Below are 15,665 nucleotides of genomic sequence, written 5' to 3' on the forward strand. Positions count from 1 at the left end.
CCACACTTATCGACTGTTGATTGTTAAAGAATTCTTCGCTTTTCAGCGGTGCCGCGTTGTCGACAAATCGTTGTGTTTGTCAGCAGCAGAGAGGCGATATTATGCAGTGTTTCGTGCGCTTCGTCAACCCCTCTTTTCTACCCGTATCAACTTGCCGTTGTCACTTTCGTGTAAGGCACGTTGCTGCGAGGGACAGAACTATAGCAAACGCAATGCCTCTGCGCAAGCCCCTCGCGAAAAATCATGGACGCCGCGTACGCAGTCCATCCACCTCGGCACGTAGCGCGGTGCGGTCGGCATTCAGCGATTCGAGCTGCGCGCGCAGGGCCTTCAGTTCGGACGCGTAATTGTCCCGTGCGGTAACGGCGCCGACCAGATCCATCTCCGCGGTCAGGCGCGCGTCCGAATCCGATGCGGCCGAGGCAACGCTGCGCTCCAGTTGCGCGCGCAGGTCCGCCAGCTGGCGATCCTTGCCGTCGATGGCCAGCTGGTCCTTGGCTTTGCCGACCAGTGCATTGGTGGCCACTTCGCGGGCATCGCGCAACTCGACCGTCAGGCGCTCGATCTGCTCGGCCCGCTCGGCCGCCAGCGCGTTGGCGGTGGACAGCTGGGTCAGCAGATCGTCGCGCTCGGCCTCCAGCATTTCGCCGGAACGGGCCAGCGCTTCGAGGTCGCTCTCCGCCTGCGCCAGCTTGTCACGGTTGCCGGCGCCGGACTGCTCGGCGAATTGCCGTGCCCAGTCGGCCAGCGCCGCCGCCAGCGGCTCGGGAATCTCCGCCCTCGGCGGCTCCGGCGGCGGCACGTTGTCGGCACGCCAGGTGGAAAGATGCTTGTGGATGGCGGTGGGAGAACCGGCGCCGAGCGCGTCGCGCACCGCCTCGACCGTTACGGGATTGCCGTCGTTGTGCAGGGCACTTGCGGCCGCTGCCACCTCTTCGAATGTTGGAGTCTGGTCCTGCATGTCGTATCCGTTTTGTGAAGCGCGCAGCTTACTACAGAAGCTTTTTCCACGGCACCATTCTGGTAGCTGCCGAGCACGACTCGACAACAAAACCGTGGTATCCCCGCACTCTGTGTATACATGGATAACGAAATCGCCATCAAAGGAGCGTTTCAGCCCTGCTGCGACGCGACCAGCGCCGCGCCCTGCCCTTCGCCGGCGCGCTGGATGCGCACGATATGCAGCGCATCGGCATTCTCGACCAGCACGCACGCCTTGCCGGTGCGCTTGCAATGATCCTGCACGCGCCAGTAGGCCCCGTGGCTCATGCAGCCGGTCTGGCAGATCACCAGGTCGGCGGCGGCGAGATCTTCTTCGAGGCCTTCCAGTTCCTCGACGTGCGACGCCCGTGCCGGCGCGAACGCCTGGCGCACGTCGCGCCGATGGAGTTCGTCCGACAGCTCGCGCACGCGCGCCTGCAGCGCCTCAACTTGCCGGGCCTGGACCGCGCGTTTCGGCAAGCCCGGAACCAGCTGCTCCAGCGCGGCCCGGTCTTCGCGCGCCCAGGCAAGCGCCGTTTCCCGCTTCACCAGCTCCATGCGAAGGCGCATGGCCTGCGCATCGAGCCGCGCGATTTCCGTCGCCTGGGCGCGGATCACTTCACTGCAGCGCGCCTGTGCCTCGCCATGTGCCCGCAGTAATGCGGCGTGTTCCCTGAGCAGCTGGTCGAAGTCGTCGGCGTTGAAGTGCATCGTGTGATCCTTTATGAAACCCTGGCTTGAATGCCAATCCATTTTAGATGAGAATAATTCTCATTACAATGGCATCCAGTATGGCGGCAGGGCGTTAAAGCACCCTTAACACCGTGCGAAAACCGATATGGCTGGCGCCCAGGTCCGCTTCCTGCGATTCGCGGGCGGCGGCACGGTAGCGCACGCAATAGCTCGGCGAGCACAGGAACGAGCCTCCCTTGATGACGGTGGCTTCGTCCGGGCGCCGCGGGCCCGCAGCGGCGGCGGCAACCGCCGAGGTGTCGCCATTGGCATGCGGCTGGCGCGCGCCGGTGTACGGATCCTTCGTCCATTCCCACGCATTGCCGATCGTGTCGAACAGACCGAAGCCATTCGCCGCATAGCAGCCGACGGGCGCCAGGCCGGCATGGCCATCCTGCGCGGCATCGGCCAGCGGGAACGGCCCTTGCCAGAAATTGGCGGTGGGCCGGCCGGCCGGGTCCACCGGCGCATCATCGAGCGTAGCGTCGTCGCGCCCGCCCTTGGCCGCATACTCCCACTCCGCCTCGGTCGGCAGGTCGCGTCCCAGCCATTGCGCATACGCCAGCGCGTCGGCCCGCGCGATCATCGTTACCGGCTGGTTCGGCGGCGGCGCGGCCGGGACGGTGCCGTCCATGGCAGGCCCGCCCGGATGCTTCCAGTTCGCGCCACGCACGTAACGCCACCAGGCGTAGGGCCGGGCATTCAGTTCCGCTTCGTCCGGCCGGTGGAAAACGACGGCTGCGCCCTCGCGCTCGGCCTGCGTCACATAGCCGGTGGCGCGCACGAAGTGCCCGAACTGCGCATTCGTCACCTCGGTGCGGTCGATCCAGAACGCCGCCACCGTTTCCTTGTGCGCGGTAGCGGGCCGCTCGTCCGGATAGCCGCGCGTGCTGCCGAAGACGAACTCGCCATCCGGCACCCGCACCATGCCCGCGCGGGCATCGCTGCCCCAACCCGCCGGCAGGCCGCTGGCGGCTGCACAGAGCGATGCATTACCCAGCGCAGACTGCGGCAAGGTGGCCACTGCCCCCACCCCCGCTTCCGCTCCCGCTCCCGTCCAGGCGGCGAGCCCGATGCAGGCCAGCAGGCCCAGTATCGTCAGCGGCTTGTTCCATTTCCCCGGCATGGCATGCTCCTAGTAAAAGCCGGCCGGCCGCAACGGTTCGACGCCGCCCACCGCCGTCATGTAGCGCTTCCACTGCGCCACCAGCCCGGCGACCACCTTCGGATGCTGGGCGGAGACGTCGTGGTTCTCGGCGCGGTCGGTGCGCAGGTCGAACAGCTGCCAGTGGCCGTCCACCGGCCCCTGCGGCGGCTCCATCCAGACCGCCTTCCAGCGGCCATCGGTACTGAACACGTAGCCGCGGCCATACGACTCGTCGGCCAGCGGCAACCCGCGTGGCGCCGCCTGCGAGCCGGCCAGCAGCGGCAGCAGCGACGTGCCGGTGACCGGGTAGACATTGCGGCCTTTATAGACGACCTTGCCGGCGTTGCGGTCGCGCCCAGTGGCCGGATCGATGTCCGCCGGCGCCGGCTGGTTCGGCGGCGTGATGCCCGCCAGGGCCAGGAACGTGGCCGTATTGTCGGTGACGTAGGTCGCATCTTTCACGTCCACGTTCGCGCCCTGCCCCCGTCCGCCCGGCTGCCGCACGATCAGCGGCGTCGACACGCCGCCCTCGTGCGCGCTGCCCTTGACGTTGCGGAACGGCGCAGCGCTGACCTCCGCCCAGCGCAGCCCGTACTGGATGCGCTTGACCTGGTCGGTCCCCAGCTTCGCGAACACCTCCGGCGCGGCATTGGCTTCGTCGGTGGCTTTCGGATCGGCGCCGCCGTCGACCGGCCAGCCTTCGGCGCCGTTATCGGACTGGAACATGATGAAGGTGTTGTCGTACTCGCCGATCTCCTTCAGGTGCCGGATCAGCAGCCCGATGTTGTGGTCCAGGTTGTCGACCATGCCGGCGTAGATTTCCATGTAGCGCGCCTGCGCCTTCTTCTCCAGCGGCGTCAGGCTGCTCCAGCGCTTCGCGACGCGGCCCGGCCCATGGTCGACGTAGCCCTGGGGCGCGCCGTTGATGGCGTTCACGTACTTCGCCTGCGGCGTGCCGCTGTTCGGCGTGGCGGGCGACCGGGTCAGCGTCTCCGGCAAGCCGGCGTACGGCTGGAACCCGGCCGGCAGGATGCCCAGCTTCTTCATCCGCTCGATGCGCGCCAGCCGGACCGCGTCGTAGCCGGCGTCGTAGCGGCCCTTGTACTTGCTCAGCCATGGTTCCGGCACCTGCAGCGGCCAGTGCGGCGACGTGTAGGCCGCATAGGCGAAGAACGGCTTGCCGTCGCCCCGTTTCGAATCGATGTACTCGATCAGCTTGCGCGTATAGAAGTCGGTCGAATAGAAGCCCGGCCCCGGCTGCACGAACCGGCCATCCTCGGTGTAGTTCTTCGCGTCCGGCGCCTCGCCGCCGAAGTGGTTGCGCGCCGCCCCCGGCAGCAGCGCGTAGCTGCGTTCGAAGCCCCACGCGTCCGGCGTCTTGCCCTTGCCTTCGCGGCCGCTGCCGATGTGCCACTTGCCGGCCATGTAGGTGTGGTAGCCGCCGTCCTGCAGCAGTTGCGCGACCGACAGGGCGCTCTCGTTCAGGTACCCTTCGTAGCCGGGCAGGCCCTTGCGCTCGTCGCGCGGCTCGCCCATCGTGCCCTCGCCGACCAGGTGGTGGTCGGTGCCCGAGATCAGCATTGCGCGCGTGATCGCGCACACGGTGCCGGTATGGTGGTTGGTCAGCAGGCGGCCTTCGCGGGCCAGCGCGTCGAGGTTCGGCGTCTCGATCTCGCCGCCGAAGGCGCCGATGTCCGAGTAGCCCAGGTCGTCGGCCATGATGTACAGGATATTCGGGCGCCTGGCCGCGACGGCGGTCTCGCCCACCGGTGCCCTGACGGGCCCGCAGGATGCCAGCAGGGTGGCTGCCACGGCTGCCAGTGCAAGCCGGTGTGGAATGGGTGTCATCTTATCTCCTCAGTAGTCGAAGCGCGCGTTGACGGAAACCTGGCGCGGCGCGCCGACCTGCAGCGAATTCGAGCCGGTCGAATACCAGTAGGCCCGGTTGGCCAGGTTGTTCACCTGCAGCCGCAGCGTCACGTAGTGGTCCGTGATGCGCGTGCGCCACGCGCCGCCGGCGTTGAGCAGCGTCACCGCCGGCACCTCGAACGTGTTCGCGCTGTTGACCTCCTGGGCGCCCACGTAGCTGGCATCCGCGTGCAGCGACAGGCCGGCCACTTGCGGCACCTTCGCATTCACGCCCAGCACGGCCTGGAAGCGCGGCGTGCTTTCGATGCGGTTGCCGACGATGGCCGGCGTGGTGGCGCGGTACTCGGCATCGAGCCACGTCGCGCCGGCGTTCACCGTCAGCCAGCGCTGCAGGTCGGCGTGGCCGGACACTTCCAGGCCCTGGTAGCGCAGCTCGCCGGCCTGCACGTAGATGCCCTGCGGGTTGCTGCTGTAGTCGGCGTACGCGGCGCCGCGCTTGACGCGGAACAGCGCCGCCGAGGCGCCCCAGTTGCCGCGGTCCGTCTTCACGCCCAGCTCGGCCTGGCGGCTGGTCAGCGGCGGCAGCGACTCGTTGGCATTGGCGTACGTGGTGCTGACGGTGCCGCCGTCCTCCAGCGCTTCCACGTAGCTCGTGTAGAAGGTGGTGTCGGCCGAGGGCTTGTACAGCAGCGCCACGGTCGGCGTGGTGGGCTTTTCGTGGTAGTCCGAGGTCTGTGCGCCGGCCGCGTTCCAGTTCAGGTTGCGGTAGTCCATGTACCGCACGCCCGCCAGCACCGACCAGTGCTCGCCGATGTCGACGTTGTCGCTGGCGAAGACGGACTTCTGCGCATAATCGGAGATCTTGAATACGCGCGGATTGTTGACGGACGTGTCGACCAGCGCCGGCGGCGCGGCATACAGGTTGCCGACCGTGTCGGGCCCGAACAGGCTGAGGGCCGATTGCACGTTCAGCATCCGCGTCAGCGTCTGGCGGCCGGCACCGAACGACACGCGGTGCTTCAGCGCGCCGGTAGCGAAGGAGCCTTCGACGATCGCATTCACCGCGTGATACGTCAGCTCCGGACGGTAGAACGGGTTCAGGCGGTTGCTGTAGTTGCCCGACTGGCTGGTCAGGTACAGCGTTTCGATCGAGCTGTCGATGCGCTTCAGCGAATAGCCGTAATTGACGTTCAGCTTCCAGTCCCTGCCGAGCCGCCAGTCGATGGCGCTGGTGCCCATGTACATTGTCGAATCGTAGTACGTGGTCGGGTAGGCTCCCAGGTCCGCCTGGCCGTCGAGCGCCACGGGCAGGCCGGCGCTGGCGGCCGGATAGACCTGCAGCGACACGGTCGGCACGCCACCCTTCAGGTCGCGCTCCTGGTAAAGCAAGTTCGCGCTCCACGTGACGTCCTGCGACAGGCGCGCATCCAGCGCCACCGATGCCGCATCGCGGTCCAGGGCGGCGCCGTTGTAGGTGTCGCCCTCCTCGTGCGCCAGGTTGACGCGGTAGCCGAAGCGGCCGTTGTCGCCGAAGCGCCCACCCGTGTCGATATGCTCGCGCAGCAGGCCGCCGCTGGTGTAACCGGCGGAAGCACTGAAGGTGCGCTGCTCGGTCGGGCGCTTCGTCACGTAGTTGATGATGCCGCCCGGTGCGGCGAAGCCGTACAGGAAACCGGTCGCGCCCTTCAGCAGCTGCACCGATTCCACCGTCTCCAGCGGCAGTTCGACGCCGTACATCTGGAACGGCTGGCCGTCGATCTTGTAGCCGTTGGTGAAGTCCAGCGTCAGGCCGCGCACGTTGATCGCGTAGGCGCTCTGCGTGTAGGTACCGCCTTTGGTGCTGACGGAGGCATCTTCCGAGAACACGTTGGCCAGCGTGGTGACCTGCCGGTCCTCGAGCCTTTCGCTGCCGACGGTGGCGGTGGCGAACGGCGTTTCCAGGTCGGACAGCGAACCGAGCGCGCCACGCGAGCGGGCCTGCTTCGCGTCGCTCTCGCGTTCGCCGTTGACGGTCACGGTAAGCATCGCGCCGACGGTGGCTTCCTGCGCGATCGCATGGATGTGAGGCACGGTGGCAAACAGGCCTGCAACGAGCAGGCCAAGGCGCCGGCGAGGGACGCCCGGAAGAGAGGTATGCATGGTGGTTCCTGATTATTGTTATGAACGGGATCGACGGCCGGCGCTGGCGCCCACGGGATCGTGCGGGCGGCAACGCGGCGAACCGGTCGTCAGGCGTGCCGCACAGCGGTGCGGAAAAATCGCAGCGGGCGCTCGGACACGGCAGCGCATCAACGTGGATAACGCTGAGCGGCTTGACTGATTCGCATCATAAAATCAGGCAACTGAATGCAGAAGGAATAAAAACGAGGATTGTTATACGATATCGCACATAAAGAACGCCAGCGACGCCAGCCAGCGTGGCCGCCATGCCAGCACGAACGCAGTCGCCAGCCCGCCCGTGGCCAGCAGCAGCATCCATAGCAGCAGGCCAAAGCCGGCGCCGTGCGCGGCAACGCAGGACACCGGCGCGGCTGCCAGCAGCACCGACGCAACGACACGTATCCTGCACACGGTCTGCAGCGCGGGGTACGGCAGCAGGTTGGCGGCCGCGGCCCAATGCTCGCGCTGCGACAATGCCAGCAAGGCACAGGCCACGCCGCACATGGCCAGCGCCGCTACAGTCGAGAGCAGTTCAGCCATGCGCACCCTGCCCGCCCACGCCGGGCCCGCTGGGCCCGTCGCGGCGCCTGTCCGTGACGCCGATGCGCCGCGCGGCGTGCCACGCCAGGGCCGCAAACGCCAGCAGCACCGAGTCCACCCCCGCCACCGCGTGCAGGCCATTGCCCAGAGCGCGCGCCACGTGATCGCCCGTCGTGATCCAGTTCAGCAGTACCGCCGCGACACCCAGCACGGCGATGGCCAGCAACTGCTCGCGCCACGCGGCCGTGCGGCGCCGCCACGCATGGGCGAAGGCGGCCAGCCACATCGCGTAGAAGGCAAGCCGTTCCAGCGCGGCCCGGTCCCAGCCCGGCAGCTCGGCGCCGGCCGGCAGCAGGCGGTTCGCGGCAAGAAAGGCCAGCGTCGCCAGCACGATGCCCGTCATGCTGCCGGCCGCCAGCGCCTCGACAAGGCGCACGCCGCCCAGTCCTTGCCGAGCATGCCGGCCGCGGCGTGCCTCCAGCCAGAACAGGAAGCCGGTGGCGACCAGCACGCAGCCACCCAGCCCGCCCAGGAAATACAGGCCGCGCAGCGTGCCGTGATCGAAGCGGGCAAAGTGCACGCCGGAGAACGCGCGCTGTACCGTCATCACGGGCCCCGCCTCGAAACGGCGCACCAGCCGGCCGGTGGCCGCGTCGAAATAAAGCTGGTCGAGGTTCATCGTCACCTCGCGCGCATACGAGCGGCGCAACTCGATCAGCGCGGTGGCGCTGCCCGGCTGCCAGGCCCGGACGAAATACGGTTCGACATGGGATGTCCGGTCGGCACCCCACAGGCGTGCCGCCTCGCGCCGCATGCCGTCCAGCGATGCAGGCGGGGCGGCTTCTTCGGCCCCTTCTTCGCCCCCATCTCCGGCCACCTTCCCTGCCACTTTCGCGCCGGCCTTGCGGCTGCCGTAAGCCTCGGCCATGAACGCCGCCTTCGCCTTCGGCCCGGTGCCATAAGCCGCCACGTGCGCCTGCGGAAAGAACACGGTCATGAAGATGACCAGGCCGGACAAGGCAAGCATGAAGTGGAACGGCAGCAGCAGCACGCCCGACAGGTTGTGCAGGTCCAGCGCGCTGCGCGGCAGCCGCTTGCGGGGCCGGAACGTGAAGAACTGCGCGACCAGTTTCCTGTGGATGACGATGCCCGACACCAGCAGCACCAGCATGGCCATGCCGGCCAGGCCCACCAGCCATTTGCCGACGTCCTTCCACGCCAGGTGCAGGCTGTAATGGAGCGGCACCAGGAAGCCGGAAGCGCCATCCGTGCCCGGCTCCGGCAGCAGCCGGTAGCGCACCGGATCGAACAGCCGCGCATGCTCCTCGCCGCCGGCAAGCTTGTAGCTGAATGCCGCGACCGGCGTGCGCGCCGTCGGCAGGTCGATGCGCCATTGCGTGGCGCCGTCCGGCACCAGCGGCAGCACCAGCCGCGCCGCACGGTCCAGCGACATCGGCGCGGATGCCGGCGCCAGGCGGGTATCCGGCATCATCCACTGATCGATCTCGCCCCGGAACAGGATCAGCGTGCCGGTCCAGATCACGGCGAACAGCACGGCGCCGACCAGCACGCCGGCCCAGGTATGCAGCAATGCCATCGACTTGCCGAATTTGGCTCCCGTCATGTGGCTCCCATCATGTGGCTCCCATCATCTGGCGCCCATCGTCAGCCCCAGGTGATCCGCAGCAGCATGCGGACGACGATGGCGGTACCCAGCAGCAGCCACAGGGTGCGCATCCGCCGCGCACCGAATCCCCACAACAGCAGCGCGAGGTGCAGCGGAAAGCCCAGCATCGCCATCAGCACCACCGCTTCGGAGCGGGCCATGCCGGCCCTGGCCAGCAGCGCGGCGCCCACCGTCACCACGAGCGCCGTGCACGCATAGCCGCCACCGATCGTGACGGCGATGCGCACTGCCAGTTGCAGTCTGTCAGAAACGGAGCGCATACCCGAGGCTCACCGCGCGGCCCCTGCCGGCGAAGTAGCGCTTCGGCTCGACCAGCCCGCTCTGCGAAAAGTACGTGATGTACATGCGGTCGAACACATTTGCCACCGCGAAGCGCAGCTCGCCCGCCGGCAGCTTCCAGTTTGCGCTGGCGTCGACCAGCGTGTAGCCCTTGAACTTCATGGCCGGGTCGTCGAACGTGTCGCCGAACGCGTGCTGCGCCTGCACGAACGACGACAGCCGCCCGTTCCAGTCGGCCGTCCAGCTGGCGATCACCCGGTCCGGCGCCACGTTCAGGCCGTCGAGCCTTGCATCCAGCGTGCCGTCGGCGTTGCTGTCGTAGCGGCCGTTGGTGCGCGCGTATGCGATCCGCGCCCGGTGCGCCTTGTCGAAGCGGTAAGCGGCGGCGGCATCGAAACCGTCGATGCGGGTCTTCTCGCGCGCCATCACGAACGCGCCGTTGACGGTGGCGACGCGGGCGCCCAGGTCCGAGCGGGAACGGAACCAGCTGGCATCGAGGTCCCAGGCGCCCTCGCGCACCCGCACGCCGGCCTCCGCGCTGCGGGTCAGGATCGGCTGCAGGTCGCGCATGCGCGCCACGCTGACACCCGGCGTGTTGATCGAACGGAGCACGCGGCCGATGTCGGGCATGCCGAAGCCCTCCGAATAGCTGGAGAACAGGCTGACCTGGCGCAGCGGCTTGAACACGAGCCCGGCGTTCTTCAGCGTTTCGTTGAAATCGAGCTTGCCGCCCTCCACGGCCACGCGGCGGAACGAGGCCAGCGTCGTGTAGCTGTCGATACGCACGTCCGAGCGTTCGCGGCGCACGCCGGCATGCAGCGCCAGCGCACCGGTGACCTGCGCCTCGCCCTGCAGGAACAGCGACAGGTTGCGGAATTCCGACGGCGGCACGTAGGTCCGGCCAGTACCGTACAGGTCCTGCTCGCCCTCGTCGTACAGGGTGTCGAAGCCACCAGTCAGCTTCAGCCGGCCGTCCAGCAGGCCGTCCTTGGTCAGCCCCACCTTGCTGCCGTATTTCGACGCCACGATGCGCGACTGGTCGTACAGCGTGCCGTTCGGAGCAATCAGCGGATCCTGGAACGTGGCCGAGTTGTCGGCGCCGAACAGCCCTTCGAATTCCTGGTTGAACACCATTGCCGACAGTTCCATGCCGGCCAGGCTGGCGTGGCGGTAGGTCAGCGCGGTGGTCCACACATCGTTCCACGGCGGCGTGCCCGGTGGCTCGCCCGGCACCGACAGCGTGGGAATGCCGCGCGCCCGGTCGCCCGCCACCGCCAGGTAGCCGGCCTTCGACTTCAGCCGGTAGCGGTTGACGGACAGTTGCAGGCGCTGGTCGGCATCGATGTCGTAGCCCAGCTTGGCCAGCGCGTCGAACGCGCGCGAATCCATCAGGTCGCCCTGGGTATTGTCGGTGCCGAGCGGCCGGCCCTGCCCGTCCAGGTGCAGGCCCTGGTCTTCGGCGCTCAGCGCGAACAGGTAGTCGAACGCGTCGCCCCGGCCTTCGAGCCGGTAGCTGGCCTTGAAGTTCGCCGTATCATTGCCGATGCTGCTGCCGATGCCGGACGTCGGCAATGTAGTCTGCACGTCGATGGACTGGCTCAGCGAGCCCCGGCCCGGCCGGCGCGTGACGATGTTGATCGTGCCGCCCGTGGCACCCAGGCCATTGACGGCATTGGCGCCCTGGATCACCTCGATGCGTTCGACCAGCGCATAGTCGATCGTGTGCGCCTCGCGCCCGGTGGGGCGCAGCGGGTTCGATTGCGGCACGCCGTCGACCAGGATCAGCGGCGTGCGGCCGCGCAGCGTCTCGGCGCTGCCCGTCATCTTGCCCCGGCTGGGCGCGAACGACGGCAGCAGGCTGGCCAGCACGTCGGACGAATTGCCGGAAATGGCCAGCTGCCGCGCGATGTCCTCCTTGCCGATGACGAGCACCGTTTGCGGCGCATCGTCGGCGGTCAGGTTCGAGCGCGTGGCGGAGACGACGACCGTGGACGGTTCCGGATCCGGCGCGGACTGGGCCCAGGCGCCGTGGGCCGCCAATATCGGCAACGACGCCGAGACAAGAACGCCGAGCCGCGCGCGGCGGCGCGGCGGGAGTGGTGACAACATGCGATTCCTTCAGCGAGGGTCGATGGCTGGCTCTCGTGCTGAAGGCTGGCTGAATCGGCGATGGTAGCGCGGCCGATGCTTTTCCGTCAACGGGGACGTTTCAGGTATTGAGCGTCATGAACCCGCCATCGATCGGGTAATCGGTGCCAGTGACGAACGACGCCTCGTCGCTGCACAGGTACAGCGCCAGCGCCGCCACCTCGTCCGGCCGGGCCATCCGCCCGATCGGCTGCGTCTTCGACAGCCGCTCGAACATCTCTTCTTCGCGGCCCGGATAGTTCTTCGCCAGGAAGCCGTCGACGAACGGCGTGTGCACGCGGCCGGGCGAGATCGCATTGCAGCGGATGCGGTCCTGCAGGTAATCCTTGGCCACCGACAGCGTCATCGCCATCACGGCGCCTTTCGCCGTGGAGTATGCGAAGCGCTCGGCGACGCCGACCGACGCGGCCACCGATGCCATGTTCAGGATCACGCCACCCCCATTCGCCCGCAGTTGGGGGATGGCCGCGTGCAGGCAGTTGTAGACGCCCTTCACGTTGACGGCCATCACGCGGTCGAAGTCGGCCTCGCCGGTGGTGTCGGCCTTGCCGATGTGGGCGATGCCGGCGTTGTTGACGAGGATGTCGAGCGGACCGATGGCCGCGAACGCGGCCAGCACGTCGGCCTGCGCGGCCACATTGCAGGCATGGGCAGTGGCCGTGCCGCCGTCGCGGCGAATTTCCTGCACCACTTCGCGCGCGGCATCCTCGCCGATATCGAGCACGTGGACGGCCGCGCCCCGGGCCGCGAACAGTTTCGCGATGGACTTGCCGATGCCGCTGCCGGCGCCGGTGATGACGGCCTTCTTGTCGTTCAGTTCAAACACGTTTCAGAGCTCCGTTCGTTAGTGGAGGAACCGGCGCCGCGGTGCGTTCGAGCACGAGAACGGTGCGGGCGAACCAGGCGACGACGAGGAAGCACACCAGCGGCACGCCATAGCCCAGCTGGATGCTGTGCGTGATGTCGCTGATGAAGCCGAAGGCCAGCGGCAGCAGCGCGCCGCCGACGATGGCCATGATGATCAGGCTGCTGCCCATTTCCGTATTCGCGCCGGCATCCTGGATGCCGAGCGCGAAAATGGTGGGAAACATGATCGACATGAAGAACACGATGCCGATCACCGCGGCCACGCAGGCCATGCCGCTGGCGAACATCGTGAATACGGACAGCAGCGAACAGACCAGCGCGTACGCCAGCAGCAGCCGGGCCGGTGCCACGTACTTCATCGCGCAGGTGCCGGCGAAGCGTCCCGCGACAAAGGCGACGCCGCAGCCCCAGCCCAGGTAGTCGGCCGCGGCGATCTGCGACAGGCCGGCCGCCTGGGCAGCAAACAGGATGAAGAAGCTGAATACGCACACCTGCGCGCCCACGTAGAAGAACTGGGCGACGACGGCGCGCCGCACCGGTCCGTGCCGCCATGCGCGGCCGATGGCACCGGCCACCCGCTCGCCGGGTTCGGCGGCCTTGCGCTCCGGTTCCGGCAACCGGATGAAATAGAACACGACCGCGATCGCGAAGATCACCAGTCCCAGCACCAGGTAAGGCCCTTTCACGCTGGCCGCTTCAGCCGCCAGCGCCGCCTGCCGGGCGCCTGCCGCCATGGTTCGCAACTGCGCATCGGTCGCGCCTTCGACGAGGATCAGCCGCGCGCCGACGATCGGCGCGATGGCCGCGGCCAGGCCGTTGAACGATTGCGCCAAATTCAGGCGCTGGGTGGCCCGCTCCGGGCGGCCCAGCAGCGCCGCATACGGGTTGGCCGCCGTTTCCAGCAGCGTCAGGCCGCAGGCGATGATGAACAGCGCGGCGAGGAATACGGCGTAGCGGTGGGTGTCGGCCGCCGGCAGGAACAGCAGCGAGCCGATGCCGAACAGCAGCAGGCCGGCGATGATCGTGCAGCGGTAGCCGGCGCGGCGGATCAGCAGGCCGGCCGGCAGCGCCATCACGAAATAGGCCACGTAGACGGCCGAATCGACCAGCGCGGCCTGCAGCACGGTCAGGCTGAACGAGCGGCGCAGGTGCGGGATCAGGATCGGATCGAGGTTATGGACGAAGCCCCACATGAAGAACAGCGTGGTGAGCATCAGGAAGGCGAACTTGTAGGAACGCCGGGCGGTCGGTACGGTCATGTCTAACGTCTCCATTGCGGGCCGCGTACTTTGCGCGGCCCTGTTCGGGTTAGGACAACTACCAGCGGTCAATGCCTGCGGCCAAGCTTCATGCGTCGATCAGTTCCTCGTTCCATGCGTGCACGGTCTGCTGCTGCACGCCCAGGCCGGCGATCCCCAGGCGCATCACGTCGCCAGGCTTCAGGTAGACCGGGTCGGGCTTCTGGCCCAGGCCCACGCCGGGCGGCGTGCCGGTGCTGATGATATCGCCCGGGTTCAGCGTCATGAATCGGCTGATGTAGCTGACCAGGTGCGCCACCGTAAACACCATGGTACGCGTGCTGCCCTGCTGGTAGCGCTTGCCGTTCACTTCCAGCCACAGGTCGAGGTTCTGCGGGTCGGGCACCTCGTCGGCCGTCACCAGCCATGGGCCGACGGGACCGAACGTGTCGCAGCCCTTGCCCTTGTCCCACTGGCCGCCCCGCTCCAGCTGGTACTCGCGTTCGGACAGGTCGTTGACCACGCAGTAGCCGGCGACGTGGTTCAGGGCCTCGCTTTCCTCCACGTAGCGCGCGCGGGTGCCGATGACGACGCCCAGTTCCACTTCCCAGTCGCTCTTGACGGAGCCGCGCGGCAGCACCACCGCGTCGTTGGCGCCGACGATCGCGCTGGTGGCCTTCATGAACAGTACCGGCTCGCCCGGCACGGCCATGCCCGATTCGGCCGCATGGTCCGAGTAATTCAGGCCCACGCAAATGAGCTTGCCGGTATCGGCAACCACCGGCGCGAGCCGCACCGGGGCCGGCACCGCGGGCAGCGTGCGCCAGTCGAGCGCCGCCAGGCGGGCCAGCGTCTCCTTGCCCAGGTGGACCGACGCCAGGTCGGGAATGTGGCCGGACAGGTCGCGGATGCGGCCTTCGGGATCGAGCAGGCCGGGTTTCTCGTCGCCCTTCGGGCCATGGCGCAGCAATTTCATGGGTTTCCTTTGCAGATTAAAACAACGATCAATCGGTGAGTGACCACGGCGGGCCGGTGCGTGGTCAGGAAGCCGCCGGCACCGGCGCGCGCGGATCGATCAGGCCGTCGCGCGCCAGCGTGGACCACAGGCCGGGTGGAATGGCCTGCACGAACCAGGCCGCGTTCTGGCGCAGTTGCGCCGGGCTTTGCGCGCCGGGAATGCACGCCACCACGGCCGGGTGGGCCATCGGGAACTGCAGCGCGGCTGCCTGCAACGGCACGCCGGCCTCGCGGCAGGTGGCTTCGATCGCTTCGACGCGGGCGACGATGCCGGCCGGCGCATCCTCGTAATTGAATTTGCGGTTGCCGGCCAGGATGCCGGAATTGAACGGCCCGCCGATCACGATGCCCACGCCGCGCGCGGCGCAGCGGTCCAGCAGCGGTTCCCGCGACGCCTGCTCCAGCAGCGTGTAGCGGCCGGCCAGCAAGGCGCAGTCGAGGTCGCACACCGCCAGCGCATCGGCCACGGCCTCCCATTCGTTGACGCCGAGGCCGAACGCATGGATGCTGCCCTCGTCGCGCAGTTTCACCAGCGCGCGGAAACCGCCGCCACTGGTCAGCTGGTCCCAGTAGAACGCATGCCGGGCGCCGTGCGTGACCCGGCCGATGTCGTGCACGTACAGGATGTCGACGAAGTCCATGCCCAGGCGCTGCAGGCTGTCCTCGTGCGAGCGCAGGATGCCTTCGTAGGTGTAGTCGAAACGGGGACGGAACGGCAGCGGCGCCGCCCAGCCGCATTCGCCGGGCCGCACGGAACGGTCGGGTTCCATCAGGCGGCCGACCTTGGTGCTGATCACATAGTCGCCACGCGGCCGCTCCCGGAGGGCGGCACCGAGGCGGTGTTCGGACAGCGTGAAGCCGTAATACGGCGCCGTATCGAAGTAGCGGATGCCCAGCTCCCAGGCGGTATCGACGATGGCCCGCGCGGCCGCTTCGTCCATCGCCTCGTACAGGCCGCCCAGCTGCGCGCAGCCGAGGCCCATGCAGGTGGCCGGGGTAC

The 15,665-nt window shown here is 67.9% G+C and carries 13 protein-coding genes; all 13 read right to left on the minus strand.

Features of this window, described 5'->3' with window-relative positions; genetic code table 11:
* Positions 1-241 precede the first annotated feature (241 nt).
* Positions 242-961: a DNA-binding protein gene (locus FHS02_RS29715; RefSeq protein ID WP_137312223.1), complete on the minus strand. Its 720-nt coding sequence runs from the start codon at positions 959-961 to the stop codon at positions 242-244.
* Between the two features lie 152 nt (positions 962-1,113).
* Positions 1,114-1,692, minus strand: a complete 579-nt coding sequence (locus FHS02_RS29720) for a DUF2325 domain-containing protein (protein ID WP_137312222.1) — start codon at positions 1,690-1,692, stop codon at positions 1,114-1,116.
* Positions 1,693-1,786: 94 nt separating this feature from the next.
* A complete protein-coding gene (locus tag FHS02_RS29725; RefSeq protein ID WP_137312221.1) occupies positions 1,787-2,839 on the minus strand; it encodes a formylglycine-generating enzyme family protein in 1,053 nt (350 codons plus the stop codon).
* A 9-nt stretch (positions 2,840-2,848) separates the two neighbouring features.
* Positions 2,849-4,708: an arylsulfatase gene (locus FHS02_RS29730; RefSeq protein WP_137312220.1), complete on the minus strand. Its 1,860-nt coding sequence runs from the start codon at positions 4,706-4,708 to the stop codon at positions 2,849-2,851.
* Between the two features lie 9 nt (positions 4,709-4,717).
* Entirely contained in the window at positions 4,718-6,868 is a 2,151-nt protein-coding gene (locus FHS02_RS29735) for a TonB-dependent siderophore receptor (RefSeq protein WP_137312219.1), read from the minus strand.
* 234 nt (positions 6,869-7,102) lie between these two features.
* Complete coding sequence (locus tag FHS02_RS29740) at positions 7,103-7,429, minus strand: DUF3325 family protein (RefSeq protein WP_175424678.1); 327 nt, start codon at positions 7,427-7,429, stop codon at positions 7,103-7,105.
* Entirely contained in the window at positions 7,422-9,053 is a 1,632-nt protein-coding gene (locus tag FHS02_RS29745) for a PepSY-associated TM helix domain-containing protein (RefSeq protein WP_217496881.1), read from the minus strand. Before FHS02_RS29745 ends, FHS02_RS29740 begins: the two co-directional genes overlap by 8 nt.
* A 41-nt stretch (positions 9,054-9,094) precedes the next feature.
* Positions 9,095-9,376: a hypothetical protein gene (locus FHS02_RS29750; RefSeq protein ID WP_137312217.1), complete on the minus strand. Its 282-nt coding sequence runs from the start codon at positions 9,374-9,376 to the stop codon at positions 9,095-9,097.
* A complete protein-coding gene (locus tag FHS02_RS29755; protein ID WP_137312216.1) occupies positions 9,360-11,504 on the minus strand; it encodes a TonB-dependent receptor in 2,145 nt (714 codons plus the stop codon). Before FHS02_RS29755 ends, FHS02_RS29750 begins: the two co-directional genes overlap by 17 nt.
* 100 nt (positions 11,505-11,604) lie before the next feature.
* On the minus strand, positions 11,605-12,369 hold the full coding sequence (locus FHS02_RS29760; RefSeq protein ID WP_137312215.1) for an SDR family NAD(P)-dependent oxidoreductase: 765 nt from the start codon (positions 12,367-12,369) through the stop codon (positions 11,605-11,607).
* Positions 12,362-13,669 (minus strand): L-fucose:H+ symporter permease, encoded by a 1,308-nt coding sequence (fucP, locus tag FHS02_RS29765; protein ID WP_229422476.1) that lies wholly within the window; start codon positions 13,667-13,669, stop codon positions 12,362-12,364. Before fucP ends, FHS02_RS29760 begins: the two co-directional genes overlap by 8 nt.
* 88 nt (positions 13,670-13,757) lie before the next feature.
* Positions 13,758-14,624: a fumarylacetoacetate hydrolase family protein gene (locus FHS02_RS29770; RefSeq protein ID WP_137312214.1), complete on the minus strand. Its 867-nt coding sequence runs from the start codon at positions 14,622-14,624 to the stop codon at positions 13,758-13,760.
* A gap of 64 nt (positions 14,625-14,688) precedes the next feature.
* Entirely contained in the window at positions 14,689-15,648 is a 960-nt protein-coding gene (locus FHS02_RS29775) for an aldo/keto reductase (RefSeq protein ID WP_229422935.1), read from the minus strand.
* Positions 15,649-15,665 lie beyond the last annotated feature (17 nt).

Origin of the sequence: Pseudoduganella umbonata (assembly GCF_014192225.1) — a bacterium.
GTDB lineage: Bacteria > Pseudomonadota > Gammaproteobacteria > Burkholderiales > Burkholderiaceae_D > Rugamonas > Rugamonas umbonata.

What these genes read in the sequence shown, in the direction of transcription:
- FHS02_RS29715 (WP_137312223.1), bottom strand. Translation starts at nt 961, where the DNA reads ATGCAGGACCAGACTCCAACATTCGAAGAGGTGGCAGCGGCCGCAAGT.
- FHS02_RS29720 (WP_137312222.1), bottom strand. Translation starts at nt 1,692, where the DNA reads ATGCACTTCAACGCCGACGACTTCGACCAGCTGCTCAGGGAACACGCC.
- FHS02_RS29725 (WP_137312221.1), bottom strand. Translation starts at nt 2,839, where the DNA reads ATGCCGGGGAAATGGAACAAGCCGCTGACGATACTGGGCCTGCTGGCC.
- FHS02_RS29730 (WP_137312220.1), bottom strand. Translation starts at nt 4,708, where the DNA reads ATGACACCCATTCCACACCGGCTTGCACTGGCAGCCGTGGCAGCCACC.
- FHS02_RS29735 (WP_137312219.1), bottom strand. Translation starts at nt 6,868, where the DNA reads ATGCATACCTCTCTTCCGGGCGTCCCTCGCCGGCGCCTTGGCCTGCTC.
- FHS02_RS29740 (WP_175424678.1), bottom strand. Translation starts at nt 7,429, where the DNA reads ATGGCTGAACTGCTCTCGACTGTAGCGGCGCTGGCCATGTGCGGCGTG.
- FHS02_RS29745 (WP_217496881.1), bottom strand. Translation starts at nt 9,053, where the DNA reads ATGACGGGAGCCAAATTCGGCAAGTCGATGGCATTGCTGCATACCTGG.
- FHS02_RS29750 (WP_137312217.1), bottom strand. Translation starts at nt 9,376, where the DNA reads ATGCGCTCCGTTTCTGACAGACTGCAACTGGCAGTGCGCATCGCCGTC.
- FHS02_RS29755 (WP_137312216.1), bottom strand. Translation starts at nt 11,504, where the DNA reads ATGTTGTCACCACTCCCGCCGCGCCGCCGCGCGCGGCTCGGCGTTCTT.
- fucP (WP_229422476.1), bottom strand. Translation starts at nt 13,669, where the DNA reads ATGACCGTACCGACCGCCCGGCGTTCCTACAAGTTCGCCTTCCTGATG.
- FHS02_RS29770 (WP_137312214.1), bottom strand. Translation starts at nt 14,624, where the DNA reads ATGAAATTGCTGCGCCATGGCCCGAAGGGCGACGAGAAACCCGGCCTG.
- FHS02_RS29775 (WP_229422935.1), bottom strand. Translation starts at nt 15,648, where the DNA reads ATGGGCCTCGGCTGCGCGCAGCTGGGCGGCCTGTACGAGGCGATGGAC.